Below are 18,566 nucleotides of genomic sequence, written 5' to 3' on the forward strand. Positions count from 1 at the left end.
TCGTAGGATGGGGAGTGGAACGAAGCGAGGGGAGGGGAGGAGACCTGTGTCACGACGTGACTCGCGGGCCAACGCCGAGCGCATCGTCGTCGCGGTCCAGCGCCTCTGGGTCGAGGACGCCGCGCCCTCGATGGAGCAGATCGCGACCGAGGCGGGTGTCGGCGTCGCCACGGTCTACCGCCACTTCCCGAACCGCGCCGCCCTGGAGAGCGCCGTGTTCGCGCGGATCTTCGCCGAGGAGCTGCTGCCGCTCGTCGACGGCGCCGAGGAGGAGGATGCCGACCTGCTCGACGTGGCCGCGCACTTCGTCGAGGTGATCGGCCGCTACGCACCCGTGCTGAGCGAGGTGGGCGCGAGCCAGGTCACCGACGAGGCGCTCGAGGTGCTCGCGGAGCCGTTCGTCGACCTGCTGCGGCGCGGCCAGCTGCGGGGAGTCCTGCGCCGCGACCTCGAGCCGGTCGACCTCTACTGGCTGTTGCGGATGATCGTGCTGGGCCTCAACTCGCCGGTCGCCACGGAGACGGTCCGCCGCCGCTACCTCGCGATGCTGCTGCCCGCGCTGTCGCCCGAGGCCGAGGGTGAGCTGCCGCCGCTCTCCGACGAGGACTACGACCGCCTCGGCGCCCCGCCCGAGCGACGCCAGCCGCCGCTCGACGCCGACTAGGAGCGGCGCAGGCGCCGGACGGCCAACCGGGTGAGCAGCCAGGCGGTGGTGGCCAGGGCCGCCGCGGCGCCGGCCTTCGCGCCGGCGGCGACCACCTTGCGGCCGGTGCGGTAGTCGCGCACGAGCCACCCGTTGGCCTTGGCGTGCGAGAGCAGGGCGCCATCAGGGTTCACCGCGCACGGATGCCCGACGAGGGACAGCATCGGGATGTCGTTCGAGGAGTCGGAGTAGGCGTAGCAGCGCTCGAGGTCGAGGCCCTCGGACTCCGCCAGGGCGCGCACCGCGATCGCCTTGCCCTCTCCGTGCAGCATGTCGCCGACGAGCCGTCCGGTGTAGACGCCGTCGACGTGCTCGGCCACGGTGCCCAGGCCGCCGGTCAGGCCCAGCCGGCGGGCGATGACCTGCGCGATCTCCACCGGCGCCGCCGTCATCAGCCAGACCCGCTGCCCGCGGTCGAGGTGCCACTGGGCCATCGCTCTGGTGCCGGGCCAGATCTTGGCGGCCATGTACTCGTCGAAGACCTCCTCGCCGATCTCCTCCAGCTCGCTGACCTCGTGGCCGGCGATGAACTGGAGCGCGGCGTTGCGGGCCTGCTCGATGTGCTCGGGGTCCTCGACGCCGACGTACTTGAAGTAGGCCTGCTGCCAGGCCGCGCGGGCGATGTCGCGCGTGGTGAAGAACTCGCGGCGGTGCAGGCCGCGGGCGAGCAGGAAGATCGACGCCCCCTGCATGATCGTGTTGTCCACGTCGAAGAATGCGGCGGCGGTGGGGTCGGCGGGCTGGGCGAGAGCCTGCTCCACCTCGGCGGCGGCGGCCGCCGCCTGGCCGGCCAGGATCGAGCGCGACTGCAGATTGCGCGGGGCGTCGTGCGGTCGTCGCGGGGACATGGCGTCACTGTAACGGCGTTGCCGGACGGCGAGGTGTGGTTGACTCGACGCCATGACCGTCAACGTGAGTGACGATCTGCGCGAGACCGCGCGTCGTGACCCTGAGGGCATCGCCCTGATCGAGCCCCGGAGCGACCGTCGCGTGACGTGGGCCGAGTTCGACGAATGGGCCGATCGTGTCGCCCAGACCCTCCTCGGACGCAATGTCCTCGCCGGACAGCGGGTCGCCCTCGTCATGTCCAACGGCATCGACCTCGCCGTGGCCTACTACGGCGTGCTCCGCGGCGGCCTCGTGGCCGTGCCGATCAACCCGCGCGCCACCCCGCGCGAGATCTCGCGGATGGTCGAGGCCTGCTCGCCGAAGATCGTCGTCGGCGACGCCCAGTCGATCACCCAGGTGCGCCAGGCCGAGACGGGCGACTCGCTCATCGTCGTCCACCGCGCCGCCCCCGAGGCGGGGGAGCTGCGCTTCGGGGCGCTGCTCGAGCAGGCGGTCGAGCTGGAGCCGATCGCCCCGCGCGACCCCGAGTCGCTCGCGGTCGTCCTGTTCACCTCCGGTGCCACGGGCCTGCCGCGCGGCGTCATGCTCACGCACCGCGCGCTCGCGGCCGACCTCGACCAGCTGCTCCGGGTCGACTCGCCGCCCGTCATCACGCCCGACGACGTCGTGCTCGGCCTGCTGCCGATGTTCCACATCTACGGCCTGAACTGCGTGCTGTCGCTCTCGGTCCGGGTCGGCGCCACCGCTGTGCTCGTCGAGGAGTTCCACCCCGGCGCGCTGCTGGGCGACATCGTCGACCACGGCGTCACCAACCTGCCCGTCGCGCCGCAGGTGATCCAGGCCCTCGTCGGGCTGGAGGGCTTGACCGAGGCGTTCGCCGGGGTCCGGCTGGTCGTCTCCGGTGCCTCGGCGCTCGACCCCGAGCTGGCCGAGGCGTTCCACGCCCTCGCCGGCCAGCCGGTCGAGCAGGGCTACGGCCTCACCGAGACCTCGCCCGTGCTCACCATGACCATCGGCGACGGCCGTGAGCCGGGCCAGCTGCCGCCCGGTGGCTCGGTCGGGCGCCCGCTCCCGGGTGTCGAGATCGCGCTGCGCGACTTCCTGGGCCAGCCGGCCGCACCCGGCGACCCGGCCCAGATCTACGCCCGGGGTGCCAACCTCTTCTCCGGCTACTGGCCCGACGGCTCGGACGGCCCCGACGCGGAGGGCTGGTGGGCCACGGGCGACATCGGTCTGCTCGACGACGCGGGCAACCTCGTCCTGGTCGACCGGCTGAAGGAGACCATCAACGTCTCGGGCTTCAACGTCTACCCCTCGGAGATCGAGGAGGCGATCGTCGACACCCCGGGTGTCGAGGCGGTCGCCGTGATCGGCGTCCCCGACGAGCGCACCGGCGAGGCCGTGGTGGCCTTCGTCGTCCCCGACGACCCCGAGGGCGACTCGGCACCGGTCGAGGATGCGGTCCGCACCATCGCGGCCGAGCGGCTGGCGCGCTTCAAGGTGCCGTCGCGCGTCATCGTGGTGGCCGCCCTGCCGCACTCGCCCACGGGCAAGGTCGCGAAGGGACGCCTGCGCGCCCTCGCCCGCTCGGAATCGGCATGAGCGAGCGAGCATGAGCATTGCGCACGCCGAGGACGCCCGCGTCGTGGTGTACTCCCGCGAGGGGTGCCACCTGTGCGAGGCCGCCGAGCAGGTCGTGGCCCAGCTCGTGGCCGAGACCGGCGACACCTGGACGCGCGTGGACATCGACGCCGACCCCGACCTGCGGCAGCGGTTCACCGACCAGGTGCCGGTGACGTTCGTCGACGGGCGCCAGCACGACTTCTGGCGCGTCGATCCGGCGCGTCTGCGCGCGGCGCTCGCCCGCGGCTGAGCCGCCGCGACGGCCGTCGCCGCGGGGCGCATTAGCGTTCCTTGCCGCAGTCAGGGAAACTTCAAGGCGTGTCAGATCGCATCTACGTCCGCCGTTACGTCGACCCGATGAACCCTCCGTCGATGAAGGTCTTCCGTGTCGGCTGCGGCAAGAACTCCGGCAACCTCATCTTCGCCGCGTCCGCGCAGCGCTCGGTGATGGTCGACGGTGTCGACGTCGAGGCGAACAACCTGAACACCCTCATGCGCAGCGTCGACCGCCTCAACGAGGAGGAGCGGCACGTCGTGATCCCGCTGGCGAACGCGTTCCGCCGCGGCTACCTCCCGCAGCTCACCGCCCTCACGTCGGCGATCGAGGGGCTTACCGTCCCGGTCACGATCCTCGGCGTCGGCGGGCAGTTCCAGCTCGACGGGACGCCGGAGCGCTCCGACGAGGTCGACGCCGCCGCCCAGCGCTTCATGCGCGCGGTCCTGTCGCGGGGCCCGTCGATCGGCGTGCGCGGCGAGCGCACCGCCGCCTACCTGTCCGACCTCGGCTTCTCCGAGGTCGACGTCATCGGCTGCCCCTCGATGTTCCTGCGCGGGGCCGACCTGCGGATCCGCGACACCGCGCCGGCGTTCGACGAGCACACCAAGGTGAGCCTCAACCTCACGCCGCACGTGCGAATCCCCAAGGGCTGGGTCGAGGACGTCTTCGACCGCCACCCCCGCACCGAGTACGTCGCGCAGCAGGTCAACGACCTCGACGCGATGCTCGGCGGTCCCACGGTGAAGTCGACGTCCCCGGGTTACCCCGGCTCCATCCGCCACCACGCGTTCCTGGAGAACAAGGCGGTCTTCCATTGCCACGCCCCCACGTGGATCCAGTCGATGGCCGACCGTGAGTTCACGGTGGGCCACCGCATCCACGGCAACATCGCCTCGCTCCTGTCGGGCACGCCGGCGCACGTCATCGTCCACGACAGCCGCACCCGCGAGCTGTGCGAGTACTTCGAGATCCCGCACACGCAGGTCACCGAGCACCGTCGCGAGGACACTCCCGAGCGTCTGTTCGAGCGGTCGGACTACACCCGACTCGTGCAGGGCCACCCCGAGCGCCTGGCCCGCTTCGCCGGCTTCCTGGAGAAGCACGGCCTGCGCCACTCGCTGGACCTCCCGGCCGGTGAGGCGCCGTTCGACCGCGCCGTGGCGCAGGTCGACGTGCGGCCGGGTCTCGTCGTCCGCCCCCGCTCCACCGAGCCCGAGCTGATGGACCTGCGCGTCTGGAACGCGGCGCGCTCGGCGCACCAGGGCATCGCCCAGGCGGAGGCTCGGGCGAAGAAGCTCGAGGCTCGGGTGGCCGAGCTCGAGTCGGGGAACGAGCGCCGCGGCCTGTTCCGCCGCAGCCGCTGAATTGATGCGTCCCGAGATCCAGGCCCTGCGGGCCGTCGCCGTCCTGGCGGTCGTCGGCTTCCACCTGTGGCCCGGCCGCCTGAGCGGCGGCTACATCGGCGTCGACGTCTTCTTCGTCATCTCCGGCTTCCTCATCACGAGCCACCTGATGCGCGAGGTCGAGCGCCAGGACCGCGTCGACCTCGCCCAGTTCTGGGCCCGACGCGCCCGGCGCCTGCTGCCGGCGGCGTACCTCGTGCTGTTCGTGACGTCCATCGGCGTGCTGCTGTGGCTGCCGCCGGCCCAGTGGACGCAGAACTTCCGCGAGATCGTCGGCTCGACCCTGTACGTCGAGAACTGGGTCCTGGCGATCGACTCGGTCGACTACCTCGCCGCCGACGGTGTCCCGTCCGCCGTCCAGCACTACTGGACCCTCTCGGTGGAGGAGCAGTTCTACCTCGTCTGGCCGCTGCTGATCATCGGCGCCCTCGCGCTCGCGCGCCGCTTCGGCGGGCTGTCCCGGAAGCGGGCCGTCGTGGTCGTGCTGTCGGTCGTGACGCTCGCGAGCTTCCTTTACTCGCTGTGGCTCACCGCGCAGCACCCGCAGCTGGCCTACTTCGCGACGCCGGCGCGGGCCTGGCAGTTCGGCGCTGGCGCCGTGTTCGCGGTGGCCCTCGTCGACCGGATCCGGCTGCCGCGCCGCACCGCGATCGCCGCCTCGTGGATCGGCTTCGGCGTGATCGCCGTGTGCTCCTACGTCTACGACGAGAGCACGCCGTTCCCCGGCACCGCCGCGATCGCGCCGGTGCTGGCGACCCTGCTCGTGATCGCGGCCGGCACCCCCGCGGGGCGCCTCTCGCCGGCGCCTCTGGTCTCGTGGCGGCCCGTGCAGACCACGGGCGACCTCTCGTACTCGATGTACCTGTGGCACTGGCCGCCGATCATCCTGCTGCCCGAGATCCTCGACGGCGAGATGGGCCTGTGGCCGCGCGTGGGCATCCTCGTCGCGACGTTCGTCCTGGCCTGGCTCACGATGCGCTTCGTCGAGAACCCGATCCGCTTCGGCACGCGCTTCGGCATCCGCAGGCCCGTCATCACCGCGATCGGCTCGCTGACCGCCGCGGCCGTGGTCGTGGGGGTCGCCGCGTACGGCTGGCAGGCCGGCCGCGCGCAGGAGGAGCGTGCCGAGCAGCTGACCGCGCGCGTCAACGCCGACATGCCCGACTGCTTCGGCGCCGGCTCGATGCCGCCGGCGGGGGAGTGCGAGAACCCCGACCTCGCCACGATGCGCGTCCCCGCCGGGCCCGACGTCAGTCGCGACTGGGGCGGCCGCAGCGAGTGCTGGGGCAAGAACGAGCAGGTCGAGCTCAAGTCGTGCGAGTTCGGCGAGCGCTCCGGCGACCGGCCCCACGTGGTGCTCCTGGGCGACTCCCACGCGCGCGCCATGCTGCCCGCCTTCGTGCGCCTGGCCGAGATCGGCGAGCTCTCGCTGACCACCCACCTCAAGGGCGGCTGCGCCTGGTCGACCGACCTGCCGGGCCGCACCGCCGTTCCCGAGGTCCTCGACACGTGTCCCGCGTGGCGCGGCAACGTCGAGGAGTGGCTCGGGCAGAACCGCGACGACATCGACCTGATCGTCACCACCGGCTACTCGCGCAACCTGGCGGGCTCGCGCACGCAGCAGGCGAAGGCGCTCTCGGAGGCGTGGACCCGCGGGACGAAGCTGGGCATCCCGGTGGCCGCGCTCGTCGACAACCCCGACAACGGCACCCCGCCGGCGAAGTGCCTGGACCGCGTCGACTCGTGGGACGAGACCACGTGCTCGGTCCCGCGTGAGGACGCGTTCCCGTACGGCGACCCGTTCGGCGAGGCGGCCCGGATGACCGACGGCGTACACCGGATCGACATGACCGACTTCTACTGCCTCGAGGACGTCTGCCCCGCGATGATCGGCGGCGTGAACGTCTATCGCGACCGTCACCATTTCACCGCGACGTTCACCCGCACGCTCGCCCCATTCCTGTGGAACCGCATCACCGGGGCGGTCGACGGGCTCCCCACCGGTAACCGCTGAACGGGCCGCGTCGTCGTCGCCGATTTTGTGAAAGGGTTCCCAAACTCTTAGACTGACGGCGCGCCACGGCCCAAAATTCCCGTCATTCCGCGGCGCAGGAGCATCGTGACCATTCTTCGCAGCCCCGCTGGGATCCCCGACGCCACCGTCGCCCGGCTCCCGCTGTACCTGCGTGCTCTCGATGAGCTCGCGGAGCGAGGGACCGACGTCTGCTCGTCCGAGCACCTGGCCACCGCGGCCGGCGTGAACTCCGCGATCGTCCGCAAGGACCTCTCGCACCTGGGCTCCTACGGCACGCGCGGCGTCGGCTACGACGTCCGCTTCCTGGCCGGTCACATCGCCACCGTCGTCGGCCAGACCCAGCCCTGGCCCGTCGTCATCGTCGGCGCCGGCCACCTCGGCACGGCCCTCGCCGCCTACCAGGGCTTCGGTGCCCGGGGCGTCAAGGTGGCGGCGGTCGTCGACGCCGACCCTGAGCTGATCGGCACCGTCGTCGGCGGTCACGAGGTCCTCTCGATCGACGACCTGGCGGCCATCGTCGTGCGCGACGAGGTCTCGCTGGGCATCATCGCCACCCCGCCCGCCGCCGCGCAGAGCGTCGCCGACGCCCTCGTCGCCGCCGGCATCAGCAGCATCCTGAACTTCGCGCCCACCGCGCTGCAGGTCCCCGCCGAGGTCGATCTCCGCCAGGTCGACGTCGCCGCCGAGCTGCAGATCCTGGGCTACCACGCACACCGCCGCCAAGCGGCCCCGAGCGAAGAGGCGGTTCTCTCATGAGCGTTCTCGTCGTCGGACTGTCCCACCGGTCCGCGCCCGTCGACCTGCTCGAGCAGGCCTCCCTCGACACCGATGCGGCCGTCAAGCTGTCGCACCTGGCGCTCGAGGTCCCGGCCGTCACCGAGTCGGCCGTCATCTCCACGTGCAACCGCGTCGAGGTCTACGTCGAGGCCGACCGCTTCCACGGCTCGGTCGAGGAGGTCACGCAGCTGCTGGCCGACATGGCCGGACTGCGCCGCGAGGCCCTGCTGCCGTACGTCTACGTGCACTACGACCAGGCCGCCGTGGCCCACCTGTTCCGCGTGGCCGCCGGACTCGACTCGATGATCCTGGGCGAGAGCCAGATCCTGGGTCAGGTGCGCTCGACGCTGCACCAGTCCCAGGCCGAGGCCACCGCCGGCACCAGCCTCAACACGCTCTTCCAGCAGGCCCTGCGCATCGGCAAGCGCGGTCACGCCGAGACCGGCATCGACCGCCTCGCGCCGTCGCTGGTCACCGCCGCCCTCGGTGCCGCGGGCGACGCGGTCACCGATCCGCAGGCCCGCTTCCTGGTCGCCGGCGCCGGCACGATGAGCCTGCTCGCGGTGCGCACCCTGATCGAGCGCGGCGTCGAGCCGTCGCGGATCTGGGTCGCGAACCGCACGTTCCAGCGCGCCTTCGAGCTCGTCGCCAGCCACGGCGTCAGCGCCGTGCGCTGGGAGTCGCTCGACGTGGAGCTCTCCGCCGCCGACGTGCTCATCACCTGCACCGGCGCCGCGGGCGTCGTCTTCGACACCGAGCGGATCGAGCGCGCCACGAGCGACGGCCGCCCGCTCACGGTCATCGACCTGGCGCTGCCGCGCGACGTCTCGCACGAGGTGCGCGACCTGCCGAACGTCGACGTCATCGACATCGAGGTCCTGGCCGCCCACGCCACCGCCGACTCCGTCGCCGAGGACGTCGAGCAGGTCCGCGAGATCGTGCAGTCCGAGGTCGACTCGTTCCTGGCCAGCCGCCAGCAGGCGAAGGTCACGCCCACGGTCGTCGCGCTGCGCAGCATGGCCACCGAGGTCGTCAGCTCCGAGACCGCGCGTCTGCAGAGCCGGCTGTCCGGCCTCGACGACGCCCAGCTCGACGAGGTCCGCCGCGCGATGCGCCGCGTCGCCGAGAAGCTGATCCACCAGCCCACGGTGCGCGTCAAGGAGCTCGTCGAGGGCCCCGAGAACCTCACCTACGCCGACGCGCTGGCCCACCTGTTCCAGCTCGACCCCTCGGCCGTCAGCGCCGTCACCGACCCGGGAGGTGATCCCGCGTGATCCGTCTCGGAACCCGCGCCAGCAAGCTCGCCACCACCCAGTCCGGCTGGGTCGCCGACCGCCTCCGCGAGGCGCACGGCGTCGAGGTCGAGCTCGTCGAGATCTCCACCTACGGTGATCGCTCCAGCGCTCCGCTGGCCCAGATCGGCGGCACCGGCGTCTTCGTCGCGGCCGTCCGTGAGGCCGTGCTCGACGGCACGGTCGACTTCGCCGTGCACTCGCTCAAGGACCTGCCCACCGGCGCCGCCGAGGGCCTCACCCTGGCCGCCGTGCCGGTGCGCGAGGACCCCCGCGACGTGCTGATCGCCCGCGACGGCCTCACCCTCGGCGAGCTGCCCCGCGGCGCCCGGGTCGGCACCGGCAGCCCCCGCCGGGTCAGCCAGCTGAACGCCCTCGGGCTCGGCATCGAGATCGCCGAGCTGCGCGGCAACGTCGACACCCGCATCGGCAAGGTCACCGGCGGCGAGCTCGACGCGATCGTGCTGGCCCGCGCCGGGCTGCTGCGCCTGGGCCGTGCCGACGAGGCCACCGAGGTCCTCGACCCCCTCCAGATGCTGCCGGCTCCCGGACAGGGAGCCCTCGCGTGCGAGTGCCGCGCCGATGACGACGCGACCACCGCACTGCTCTCCGTGCTCGACGATCCCGACACCCGGGCCGCCGTCACGGCCGAGCGCACCCTCCTCGCCACCCTCGAGGCCGGGTGCAGCGCGCCGGTCGGAGCCCTCGCCGACGTCGTCTGGGGGGACGACGGGGACGAGCTCTGGCTGCGCGCCGTCGTCGGAGACCTTTCCGGCAACCCCGTCATCCGACGTTCCGCCTCCGGTGCTCCCACGGAAGCCGCCGCCCTCGGGCGTCGTCTCGCCGAGGAGCTGCTGGCCGAGGGCGCCGATCAGCTCATGGGATCGGTGACCACCTCATGAGCAACAACCTGCACGAGACTCCGCCACCGATCACAGCAAGGAAGAGCGTGTCCACCACCTCCGCGATGCCCACGTCCCCCGCACCGACCGCGCCGACCGCCCAGCCCGCCGGGCGGGTGAGCTTCGTCGGCGCCGGTCCAGGCGACGCCAGCCTGTTGACCGTCCGCGCCACCGAGGTGCTCGCCCAGGCCGACGTCGTGATCGTCGAAGCGCCTGAGCAGCACGCGCTCGTCACGAACGGCGCCGACGTGATCGACGGCGGCACGAACGCCGCCGGCGAGACCCTGACCCACGCCGCCCGAGGCAAGCTCGTCGTCAAGCACGCCAAGACCGGCGCGCACGTCGTGCGCCTCATGGTCGGCGACCCGTTCACCTACGCCACCGGCCCCGAGGAGGCCCAGGCCTGCGCCAAGGCGGGCATCTCCTTCGAGGTCGTCCCCGGTGTCTCCTCGGTCTCGGCGGTCCCGGCCTACGCCGGCGTGCCGCTGACCGACAAGCAGCACCGCGAGTTCAAGGTCGTCAGCGTCGGCGACTCGAACGTCGACTGGAGCGAGGCCGCGCGTCACGAGACGCTCGTCCTGCTCTCGGCCGTGAACCGCATCGGCGAGGTCGCCGCCGGCCTCGTGGCCGCGGGCCGCTCGCCCGAGACGCCCGTCGCGATGACGCGCCAGGGCACCACCACGGCCCAGGAGACGGTCGTCTCCACGCTGGCCGGGATCGCCGAGGCGGCCGCCGCCTCGCACATGACGCCGCCGGCCATCGTGGTCGTGGGCGAGGTCGTCGCCCAGCGCGAGGTCCTGTCGTGGTTCGAGACCAAGCCGCTCTACGGCTGGCGCGTCCTGGTGCCCCGCACCAAGGAGCAGTCGCAGTCCCTCGCCTCCCGCCTGCGGATGTACGGCGCGGTGTCCGAGGAGGTCCCGACCATCTCGGTCGAGCCGCCGCGCAATCCGCAGCAGATGGACAAGGCCGTCCGCGGCCTCGTCGAGGGCCGCTACGAGTGGGTCGCGTTCACCAGCGTCAACGCCGTGAAGGCCGTCCGCGAGAAGTTCGAGGAGTACGGCCTCGACGCCCGTGCCTTCAGCGGCTTGAAGATCGCCGCCGTCGGCGAGAAGACCGCGCAGGCCATCGAGACGTGGGGCATCCGCCCCGACCTCGTGCCGTCGGGCGAGCAGTCCGGTCGCGGCCTGCTCGAGGACTGGCCGCCGTTCGACGAGCTGCTCGACCCGATCAACCGGGTCTTCCTGCCGCGCGCCGACATCGCCACCGAGACCCTCGCGGCCGGCCTGGTCGAGCTGGGCTGGGAGGTCGACGACGTCACCGCCTACCGCACCGTGCGCGCCTCGCCGCCGCCGGCGCCCACGCGTGAGGCGATCAAGTCGGGCAAGTTCGACGCCGTGCTGTTCACGTCGAGCTCGACCGTGCGCAACCTCGTCGGCATCGCCGGCAAGCCGCACGCGACGACGATCATCGCCTGCATCGGTCCGGCCACGGCGAAGACCGCCGAGGAGCACGGCCTGCGGGTCGACGTGATGGCCGAGAAGCCGTCCGCCGAGGAGCTGGCCGACGCGCTCGCGCAGTTCGGCGAGCAGCGTCGCCTGCAGTTCATCGAGGCCGGCGACCCCGTCCTGCGCCCCTCGCAGAAGAAGCCGTCCTCGCGCCGCAAGGCCTGAGTCGGGCGGATCTCGATACGCCCGCTCGTTCCTCGCGGAGCTACTCGATCACCGGGCCCGAGCCGGTGATCGAGTGGCGGCGAGCGCAGCGAGACGCCGTATCGAGATCACGGAACGATCACTCCAGGAGGCAAGCATGATCGAACGCCCACGCCGGCTGCGGTCCACCGCGGCCGTGCGACGCCTCGTGCGCGAGACGCACCTGGTGCCGTCGCAGCTGGTCCTGCCGATGTTCGTGGCCGAGGGGATCACCGAGCCCCGGCCGATCGCGAGCATGCCGGGCGTCGTCCAGCACTCGCGCGAGTCCGCCCGCAAGGCCTACGCCGAGGCGGTCGAACTGGGCCTGGGCGGCGTCATGCTGTTCGGCGTTCCCGAGCACAAGGACGCGCAGGGCTCGGGGGCGCTCGATCCCGAGGGCATCCTCAACGTCGCCATCGCCGACGCGCGGGCGGAGGTCGGTGACGACCTGCTCGTCATGAGCGACCTGTGCCTGGACGAGTTCACCGACCACGGTCACTGCGGCGTGCTCGACGCGCATGGCCGGGTCGACAACGACGCCACCGTCGAGATCTATGGGCGGATGGGCGTGGCGCAGGCGCAGGCCGGCGCCCACGTCGTCGCCCCCAGCGGCATGATGGACGGCCAGATCGACGTGATCCGCCGCGACCTCGACGTCGCCGGCCACGAGGACGTCGTCGTCCTGGCCTACGCGGCCAAGTACGCCTCGGCGTTCTACGGCCCGTTCCGCGAGGCGGTCGACTCCTCGCTGCAGGGTGACCGCCGCACCTACCAGCAGGACCCCGGCAACCGGCGCGAGTCGCTGCGCGAGACGCTCCTGGACGTCGAGCAGGGCGCCGACATCGTCATGGTGAAGCCCGCGATGTCCTACCTCGACATCCTGGCCGACGTGCGGGCGGCCGTGGACGTGCCCGTCGCGGCCTACCAGGTCTCGGGCGAGTACGCGATGGTCGAGGCCGCCGCCGCCCAGGGCTGGATCGACCGCGACCGCGCGATCGACGAGTCCCTCCTGTCGATCCGCCGCGCCGGCGCCGACATCGTCCTGACCTACTGGGCGGCCGAGGTCGCCCGCCGACTGCGCAGCCGGTGATCGAGTGACGGCGAGCTTGCGAGACGTCGTATCGAGATCACGTGGTCTCGATACGTTCGCTCCTTCCTCGCGAACACTCGACCGCCGGGGTACCCGAGAGGAGCACGCATGAGCACCACCGCATCCGAGGAGCTGTTCGCCCGGGCCCAGCAGGTCTCGCCCGGCGGCGTGAACTCGCCGGTGCGCGCGTTCCGTGCCGTCGGCGGCACGCCGCGCTTCATGAAGTCCGGCTCGGGCGCGTGGCTCACCGACGCCGACGACAACCGCTACGTCGACCTCGTCGGCTCGTGGGGTCCGATGCTGCTGGGCCACGCGCACCCCGAGGTCATCGAGGCGGTCACCGCCGCCGCCGCCCGCGGCACCAGCTTCGGCACCCCGGCCGAGCCCGAGGTGCTGCTCGCCGAGGAGATCGTCGGCCGTACCCCGGTCGATCGCGTCCGCATGGTCTCGTCCGGCACGGAGGCCACCATGTCGGCCATCCGGCTGGCCCGCGGCTTCACCGGCCGCGACCGCATCGTGAAGTTCAGCGGCTGCTACCACGGCCACGTGGACGCGCTCCTCGCCGAGGCCGGCTCGGGCGTCGTCACGCTCGGCATCCCCGGCACGCCGGGCGTGCCCGCGCACGTCACGGCCGACACGATCGTGCTGCCCTACAACGACCCGGCCGCCGTCGACGCCGCGTTCGCCGAGTACGGCGACCAGATCGCGTGCGTCATCACCGAGGCCGCAGCCGGCAACATGGGCGTCGTCCCGCCGCACCCGGGCTTCAACGAGCACCTCGCCCGCACCTGCGCCGCGAACGGCGCCCTGTTCATCACCGACGAGGTGATGACCGGCTTCCGCGCGGCGCGCAGCGGCTACTGGGAGATCGACGGCCAGGTCGAGGGCTGGCAGCCCGACCTCATGACGTTCGGCAAGGTCATGGGCGGCGGGTTCCCCGCCGCCGCCTTCGGCGGTCGCGCCGACGTGATGGACCTGCTCGCGCCGGTCGGCCCGGTCTACCAGGCGGGCACGCTGTCGGGCAATCCCGTCGCCACCACGGCCGGCCTCACCACGCTGCGGCTGGCCACCCCCGAGGTCTACGACCGGCTCTCCGCCACGTCGTCCCAGGTGCAGCAGCTGGTCTCCGAGGCGCTCGCCGAGGCCGGCGTCGCGCACACCCTGCAGACCGCCGGGACGATGTTCAGCATCTTCTGGGGCGTCGCCGAGCCGGTGGCCGACTTCGCCGGCGCGCAGTCCCAGGACACCGGCGCCTACACGGCCTTCTTCCACGCCATGCTCGACGCCGGCGTCTACCTGCCGCCGTCGGCCTACGAGGCCTGGTTCCTCTCGGCCGCCCATGACCCCGACGTCGACTCCGAGCCCCTCTCTAGACTGGCCGAAGCCCTCCCCGGCGCGGCCCGCGCGGCAGCCGCTGCGGCCCGCTGACACGAAGGAACCCAGATGAGCACCCGCACGATCGTCCACCTGATGCGCCACGGCGAGGTCCACAACCCCGGCGGGGTCCTGTACGGCCGCCTGGCCGGCTACAACCTCTCCGATCTCGGCAACCAGATGGCCGCCACGGTCGCGGAGTCGTTGAAGACCAACGACATCACGCACCTGGTCGCCTCGCCGCTGGAGCGCGCGCAGCAGACCGCCAGGCCCGTGGCCGACATCCTCAAGCTCGACATCCAGACCGACGAGCGTGTCATCGAGGCCGGCAACAAGTTCGAGGGCCGCACCGTCGGCGTGGGCCCCAAGGCCTTCCTCAACCCGCGCTTCTGGCCGTGGCTGTGGAACCCGTTCCGCCCGTCCTGGGGCGAGGCGTACGCGCACATCGCCGCCCGCATGCTGCTGGCGATCGACGACGCCCGCGAAGCCGCGCGCGGTCACGAGGCGCTCATCGTGTCGCACCAGCTGCCCGTGTGGATCGCGCGCAAGTCCTACGAGAAGGGCCGCTTCGCGCACGACCCCCGCAACCGCCAGTGCTCGCTGGCCAGCCTCACCACGCTGACGTTCGAGGACGACGCCTTCAAGGGCCTGGTCTACAGCGAGCCCGCCGGTCACCTCATCCCCGACGTCCTGCGCGGGAAGTTCGTCGGCGGAGCATGAGAAGCACTCGATTCGCTCGCCTCGTCGTGGTCGTTCTTGTCGCACTCGTTCTCTCGGCGTGCGTCGGCGGGGTGCAGGACACCGGTGAGGACGGCTTCATCAACGGCAACGGCGAGATCACCTTCGTCGACCCCGGCAAGCGCAAGACCGCGCCCGAGCTCTCCGGCGCCGACCTGGACGGCAACCAGATCAGCAGCGCCGACTTCCAGGGGAAGATCCTGGTCGTGAATCTCTGGGGCTCGTGGTGCGCTCCGTGCCGCAAGGAGGCCCCCGCTCTGGCGAAGGCCTCGAGGGAGCTGGCCGACCAGAACGTGCAGTTCCTGGGCCTGTTGACCAAGGACGACCCGGCCAGCGCGAAGGCGTTCAACGAGTCCTTCGGAATCAGCTACCCGAGCATCGACGACTCCTCGGGCCGCAACCAGGCCGTCTTTGCCGACGTCCTGCCGTCCATGGCGATCCCGACCACGTGGGTCATCGACAAGAACGGGAAGGTCGCGGCGCGCGTCATGGGCGAGCTCACCGACGCCACGCTGCGCGGTCTGGTCGACCAGACCAAGAAGAGCACCCAGTGATCGCTGGCGACGTCAGCGACTGGTTCCTCGAGACCGCCGCGTCGGGCAACCTCGTCCTCACGGTCCCCGTCGCCCTGCTCGCCGGCCTCCTCTCGTTCTTCAGCCCCTGCGTCGTCCCGCTGCTGCCGGGCTACCTGTCCTACGTCTCGGGGGTGGCGGTCACCGAGCTGGAGACCGCGCGCCGTGGCCGGGTCGTCACGGGCTCCCTGCTCTTCGTGCTGGGCTTCAGCTCGGTGTTCGTCGCCGGGGGAGCGCTGTTCGGTGCCGCGGGTCAGCAGCTGCTGCCCTACCAGCGGGAGATCTCGATCATCGCCGGCGTGCTGCTGGTGGTGATGGGCGTGGTCTTCATGGGCTGGGTCCCCGTGCTGCAGCGCGACGTGCGCAAGCACGGTGTCCGCCGTGTCGGCCTGCTCGCCGCGCCCCTGCTGGGCGTCGTCTTCGGCGTCGGCTGGACGCCCTGCATCGGTCCCACGCTCACGGCCGTGCTGGCGCTCTCGGCCAACGAGGCCACCGCCGGACGCGGGGCGTTCCTTGCGCTCGTCTACTGCCTCGGGCTCGGCATCCCGTTCGTCCTCGCGGCCCTGTTCCTCACCCGGTTCCTGCGTGTCACCGGCTGGGTGCGCGCCCACCAGCGTGCCGTGTCGGCCGTCGGGGCGAGCCTGCTCATCGCCACCGGCGTCCTGCTGATCACCGGCTGGTGGCAGGACATCGTCATCGCCCTGCAGCACTGGATCAATGGATTCGAGGTCCCCCTGTGAGCCCCCGCGACAAGCGCAACGAGACCGCCTCCGAGCTGCGCCCCGTCGAGTTCGCCCGCTGGGCCTGGCGCCAGCTGACCTCGATGCGTACGGCCCTGCTGCTGCTCCTGCTGCTGGCCGTCGCGGCGGTGCCGGGGTCGTTCATCCCGCAGCGTGGCGTCGACGCCCGCGCCGTGCAGGCCTACTACCTCGACCACCCGAAGCTGGCTCCCGTGCTGGAGAGGCTGGGCGGCTTCAGCGTGTTCTCGTCGGTGTGGTTCAGCGCCATCTACCTGCTGCTGATGGTCTCGCTGATCGGTTGCATCCTGCCGCGCACGAGGGTCTACGCGCAGGCGCTCAGGGCCCGCCCGCCGAAGGCGCCCCGCAACTTCGCCCGCATGCCGGCCTCGGAGCGCTTCGAGACCGACCGGTCCGTCACCGAGGTGCTGGAGGCCGGTCGTCGTGCTCTCGGGCGCGCGCGCATCGACGTCCTCCAGGAGGGCGACACCGGCGAGCTGCGCGCCGAGAAGGGCTACCTGCGCGAGTTCGGCAACTTGGTCTTCCACGTGTGTGTCCTCGTGGCGCTCGTGGGCGTGGCCGCCGCCGCGCTGTGGGGCTACCGCGGCAACGTGATCGTGGTCGAGGGCAATGGCTTCAGCAACACCCTGTCGCAGTACGACGAGTTCTCCTCCGGCGCGATGTTCGACGCCCAGTCCGGTCTCGAGCCGTGGTCGCTGCAGCTCGAGGACCTCCTCGCCCGTTTCTACGTCGAGGGCAACCAGCGCGGCGCCCCCAAGCTGTTCCGCGCCACGGGCACCTACAACGAGGCGGGGAAGGACGACGATGACTTCAAGATCGAGGTCAACCACCCGCTCTCGGTGGGCAGCGAGGACGTCTTCCTCGTGGGCCAGGGCTACGCGCCCGTCATCCGGGTCACCGACGCCTCCGGCAAGGTGGCGTTCGACGGCCCCGTGCCGTTCCTGCCCGCCGACTCCACGTACACCTCCACCGGTGTCGTGAAGGTGCCCGACGCCGACGGCGAACAACTGGGCTTCCAGGGCTTCTTCCTGCCCACCGCGTTCTCCTCGAGCCCCGACAAGCCGTCGGTCTCGGTGTTCCCCGGCGCGCTGAACCCGCGGATCGGCATGAACCTGTGGACCGGCGACCTCGGCCTGGACGAGGGCGTCTCGCAGTCGGTCTACTCGCTCGACACCAGCAAGATGACCCAGGTCAAGGACGGCGACGGAAACTTCCGCGTCGACATCGGCCCGGGCGAGAGCCAGGAGCTGCCCGGCGGCGGCACGATCGAGTTCGTCGAGCTCAAGCAGTTCGCGAGGTTCCAGATCGGGCACACGCCGGTCCCGTGGCTCCCGTTGCTCGGCGTCGGCCTCGGCATCCTGGGCCTCACCGCCTCCCTGCTCGTCCGGCCCCGGCGCACCTGGATCCGGGCCCGCGCCGAGGGATCACGTACCGTGGTGGAGGTGGCGGCGCTCGACCGCGTTCCCCGTGACGACCTGCCCGCAGAACTCGACGACCTGATGTCCCGGCTCCACGCTGAGCTGGGCGAGCAGGAGAAGGAAAAGGCATGACACTCGACCAGTGGGCCCAGCTCTCCAACTACCTCACCGGCTCGGCCTTCGCCGTGCTGTGTGTCGCGTTCTTCTGCCACGTCGCCGAGTGGCTCACGGCTCGCGCCAAGGCTCCCGTCGCCGTGGCGGCCGGGAGCGGCGACGTCCTCCCCGAGGACACCGATGAGGCCGAGACCGACACGCCCGACCGCCTCGTCGGCGTCGCCGTGTCGCTCACCGTGCTCGGCACGCTGCTGCTGATCGGCGCTGCGGTCACCCGCGGCCTGGCCACGCAGCGCGCGCCCTACGGCAACATGTACGAGTTCGGCGTGACTGGCACGGCGATCGCACTGTCGGTCTACCTCGTCATGGTGTGGCGCTCGAAGATCCAGTGGATGGGCGGCGTCGTGCTGGCCGTCTGCCTGTTCATCCTCGCGATGTCCATCTCCACCTACACGCCGGCCGGACCTCTCGTGCCCGCGCTGAACACGTTCTGGAAGTACATCCACGTCACCTCCATCATGACCGCCGCCGCGCTGTTCATGGTCGGTGCCGCGGCCAGCGTGCTGTACCTCGTCAAGGCTCGAGCCGAGGAGCGCGGCAGCGTCGGCCCGGTCCTGGAGCGGTTCCCCGCCGCCGCGCGCATCGACCAGGTGGCGTTCCGCATGAACGCGGTCGGCTTCCCGCTGTGGACCTTCGGCGCGTTGATCTCCGGCCCGATCTGGGCCCACCTCGCGTGGGGCCGCTACTGGGGCTGGGACCCGAAGGAGGTCTGGGCGCTCATCACCTGGATCGTCTACGCGGGCTACCTTCACGCCCGCGTGACCGCCGGCTGGAAGGGCAAGCGCGCCGCCTACCTCGCGCTCGTCGGGTTCACGACGTTCATCATCAGCTACTACATCGTCAACTTGTTCATCTCCGGTCAGCACAGCTACGCCTGACCGATTCGCTAGCGT

The 18,566-nt window shown here is 71.6% G+C and carries 17 protein-coding genes; 16 read left to right on the top strand and 1 reads right to left on the bottom strand.

Annotated features, from left to right (window positions below):
• Positions 1 to 46: 46 nt before the first annotated feature.
• On the top strand, positions 47 to 664 hold the full coding sequence (locus tag H1W00_RS05240; RefSeq protein ID WP_181754290.1) for a TetR family transcriptional regulator: 618 nt from the start codon (positions 47 to 49) through the stop codon (positions 662 to 664).
• On the opposite strand, the gene H1W00_RS05245 is transcribed toward H1W00_RS05240, so the two are convergent.
• The gene (locus tag H1W00_RS05245; RefSeq protein WP_181754292.1) at positions 661 to 1,551 is read right to left on the bottom strand and encodes an HAD family hydrolase; all 891 of its coding nucleotides are present in this window, start codon (positions 1,549 to 1,551) and stop codon (positions 661 to 663) included. The genes H1W00_RS05240 and H1W00_RS05245 overlap by 4 nt on opposite strands.
• Before the next feature lie 52 nt (positions 1,552 to 1,603).
• Here H1W00_RS05245 and H1W00_RS05250 point away from each other — a divergent pair, with 52 nt between their 5' ends.
• The 15 genes from H1W00_RS05250 (at position 1,604) to ccsB (ending at position 18,551) form a co-directional block, all read left to right on the top strand.
• The gene (locus tag H1W00_RS05250; protein ID WP_181754293.1) at positions 1,604 to 3,154 is read left to right on the top strand and encodes a class I adenylate-forming enzyme family protein; all 1,551 of its coding nucleotides are present in this window, start codon (positions 1,604 to 1,606) and stop codon (positions 3,152 to 3,154) included.
• 10 nt (positions 3,155 to 3,164) lie between these two features.
• The gene (locus H1W00_RS05255; RefSeq protein WP_181754295.1) at positions 3,165 to 3,425 is read left to right on the top strand and encodes a glutaredoxin family protein; all 261 of its coding nucleotides are present in this window, start codon (positions 3,165 to 3,167) and stop codon (positions 3,423 to 3,425) included.
• Positions 3,426 to 3,493: 68 nt separating this feature from the next.
• Entirely contained in the window at positions 3,494 to 4,816 is a 1,323-nt protein-coding gene (locus H1W00_RS05260) for a polysaccharide pyruvyl transferase family protein (RefSeq protein WP_181754297.1), read from the top strand.
• A 4-nt stretch (positions 4,817 to 4,820) separates the two neighbouring features.
• Entirely contained in the window at positions 4,821 to 6,869 is a 2,049-nt protein-coding gene (locus H1W00_RS05265; RefSeq protein WP_181754299.1) for an acyltransferase family protein, read from the top strand.
• Positions 6,870 to 6,974: 105 nt separating this feature from the next.
• Entirely contained in the window at positions 6,975 to 7,646 is a 672-nt protein-coding gene (locus H1W00_RS05270) for a redox-sensing transcriptional repressor Rex (RefSeq protein ID WP_181754301.1), read from the top strand.
• Positions 7,643 to 8,941: a glutamyl-tRNA reductase gene (locus H1W00_RS05275; RefSeq protein ID WP_181754303.1), complete on the top strand. Its 1,299-nt coding sequence runs from the start codon at positions 7,643 to 7,645 to the stop codon at positions 8,939 to 8,941. The genes H1W00_RS05270 and H1W00_RS05275 overlap by 4 nt, the downstream gene beginning before the upstream one ends.
• Complete coding sequence (gene hemC / locus H1W00_RS05280; protein WP_338072828.1) at positions 8,938 to 9,861, top strand: hydroxymethylbilane synthase; 924 nt, start codon at positions 8,938 to 8,940, stop codon at positions 9,859 to 9,861. Before H1W00_RS05275 ends, hemC begins: the two co-directional genes overlap by 4 nt.
• A gap of 65 nt (positions 9,862 to 9,926) precedes the next feature.
• Complete coding sequence (gene cobA / locus H1W00_RS05285; RefSeq protein ID WP_181756178.1) at positions 9,927 to 11,531, top strand: uroporphyrinogen-III C-methyltransferase; 1,605 nt, start codon at positions 9,927 to 9,929, stop codon at positions 11,529 to 11,531.
• Positions 11,532 to 11,667: 136 nt separating this feature from the next.
• On the top strand, positions 11,668 to 12,639 hold the full coding sequence (hemB, locus tag H1W00_RS05290) for a porphobilinogen synthase (protein WP_181754305.1): 972 nt from the start codon (positions 11,668 to 11,670) through the stop codon (positions 12,637 to 12,639).
• A 108-nt stretch (positions 12,640 to 12,747) separates the two neighbouring features.
• A complete protein-coding gene (hemL, locus tag H1W00_RS05295) occupies positions 12,748 to 14,067 on the top strand; it encodes a glutamate-1-semialdehyde 2,1-aminomutase (protein WP_181754307.1) in 1,320 nt (439 codons plus the stop codon).
• A gap of 15 nt (positions 14,068 to 14,082) precedes the next feature.
• Positions 14,083 to 14,733 carry a histidine phosphatase family protein gene (locus H1W00_RS05300; RefSeq protein ID WP_181754309.1) on the top strand — a complete coding sequence of 217 codons (651 nt, stop codon included), beginning with the start codon at positions 14,083 to 14,085 and terminating at the stop codon, positions 14,731 to 14,733.
• Positions 14,730 to 15,305, top strand: a complete 576-nt coding sequence (locus tag H1W00_RS05305; protein ID WP_181754311.1) for a TlpA family protein disulfide reductase — start codon at positions 14,730 to 14,732, stop codon at positions 15,303 to 15,305. Before H1W00_RS05300 ends, H1W00_RS05305 begins: the two co-directional genes overlap by 4 nt.
• Positions 15,302 to 16,063 (top strand): cytochrome c biogenesis CcdA family protein, encoded by a 762-nt coding sequence (locus H1W00_RS05310; protein WP_338072829.1) that lies wholly within the window; start codon positions 15,302 to 15,304, stop codon positions 16,061 to 16,063. Before H1W00_RS05305 ends, H1W00_RS05310 begins: the two co-directional genes overlap by 4 nt.
• On the top strand, positions 16,060 to 17,631 hold the full coding sequence (resB, locus tag H1W00_RS05315; protein WP_181754313.1) for a cytochrome c biogenesis ResB family protein: 1,572 nt from the start codon (positions 16,060 to 16,062) through the stop codon (positions 17,629 to 17,631). Before H1W00_RS05310 ends, resB begins: the two co-directional genes overlap by 4 nt.
• On the top strand, positions 17,628 to 18,551 hold the full coding sequence (gene ccsB, locus H1W00_RS05320; protein WP_181754315.1) for a c-type cytochrome biogenesis protein CcsB: 924 nt from the start codon (positions 17,628 to 17,630) through the stop codon (positions 18,549 to 18,551). Before resB ends, ccsB begins: the two co-directional genes overlap by 4 nt.
• The last annotated feature ends 15 nt before the right edge of the window (positions 18,552 to 18,566 follow it).

The sequence above is a fragment of the Aeromicrobium phoceense genome (genome assembly GCF_013868155.1).
GTDB lineage: Bacteria > Actinomycetota > Actinomycetes > Propionibacteriales > Nocardioidaceae > Aeromicrobium > Aeromicrobium phoceense.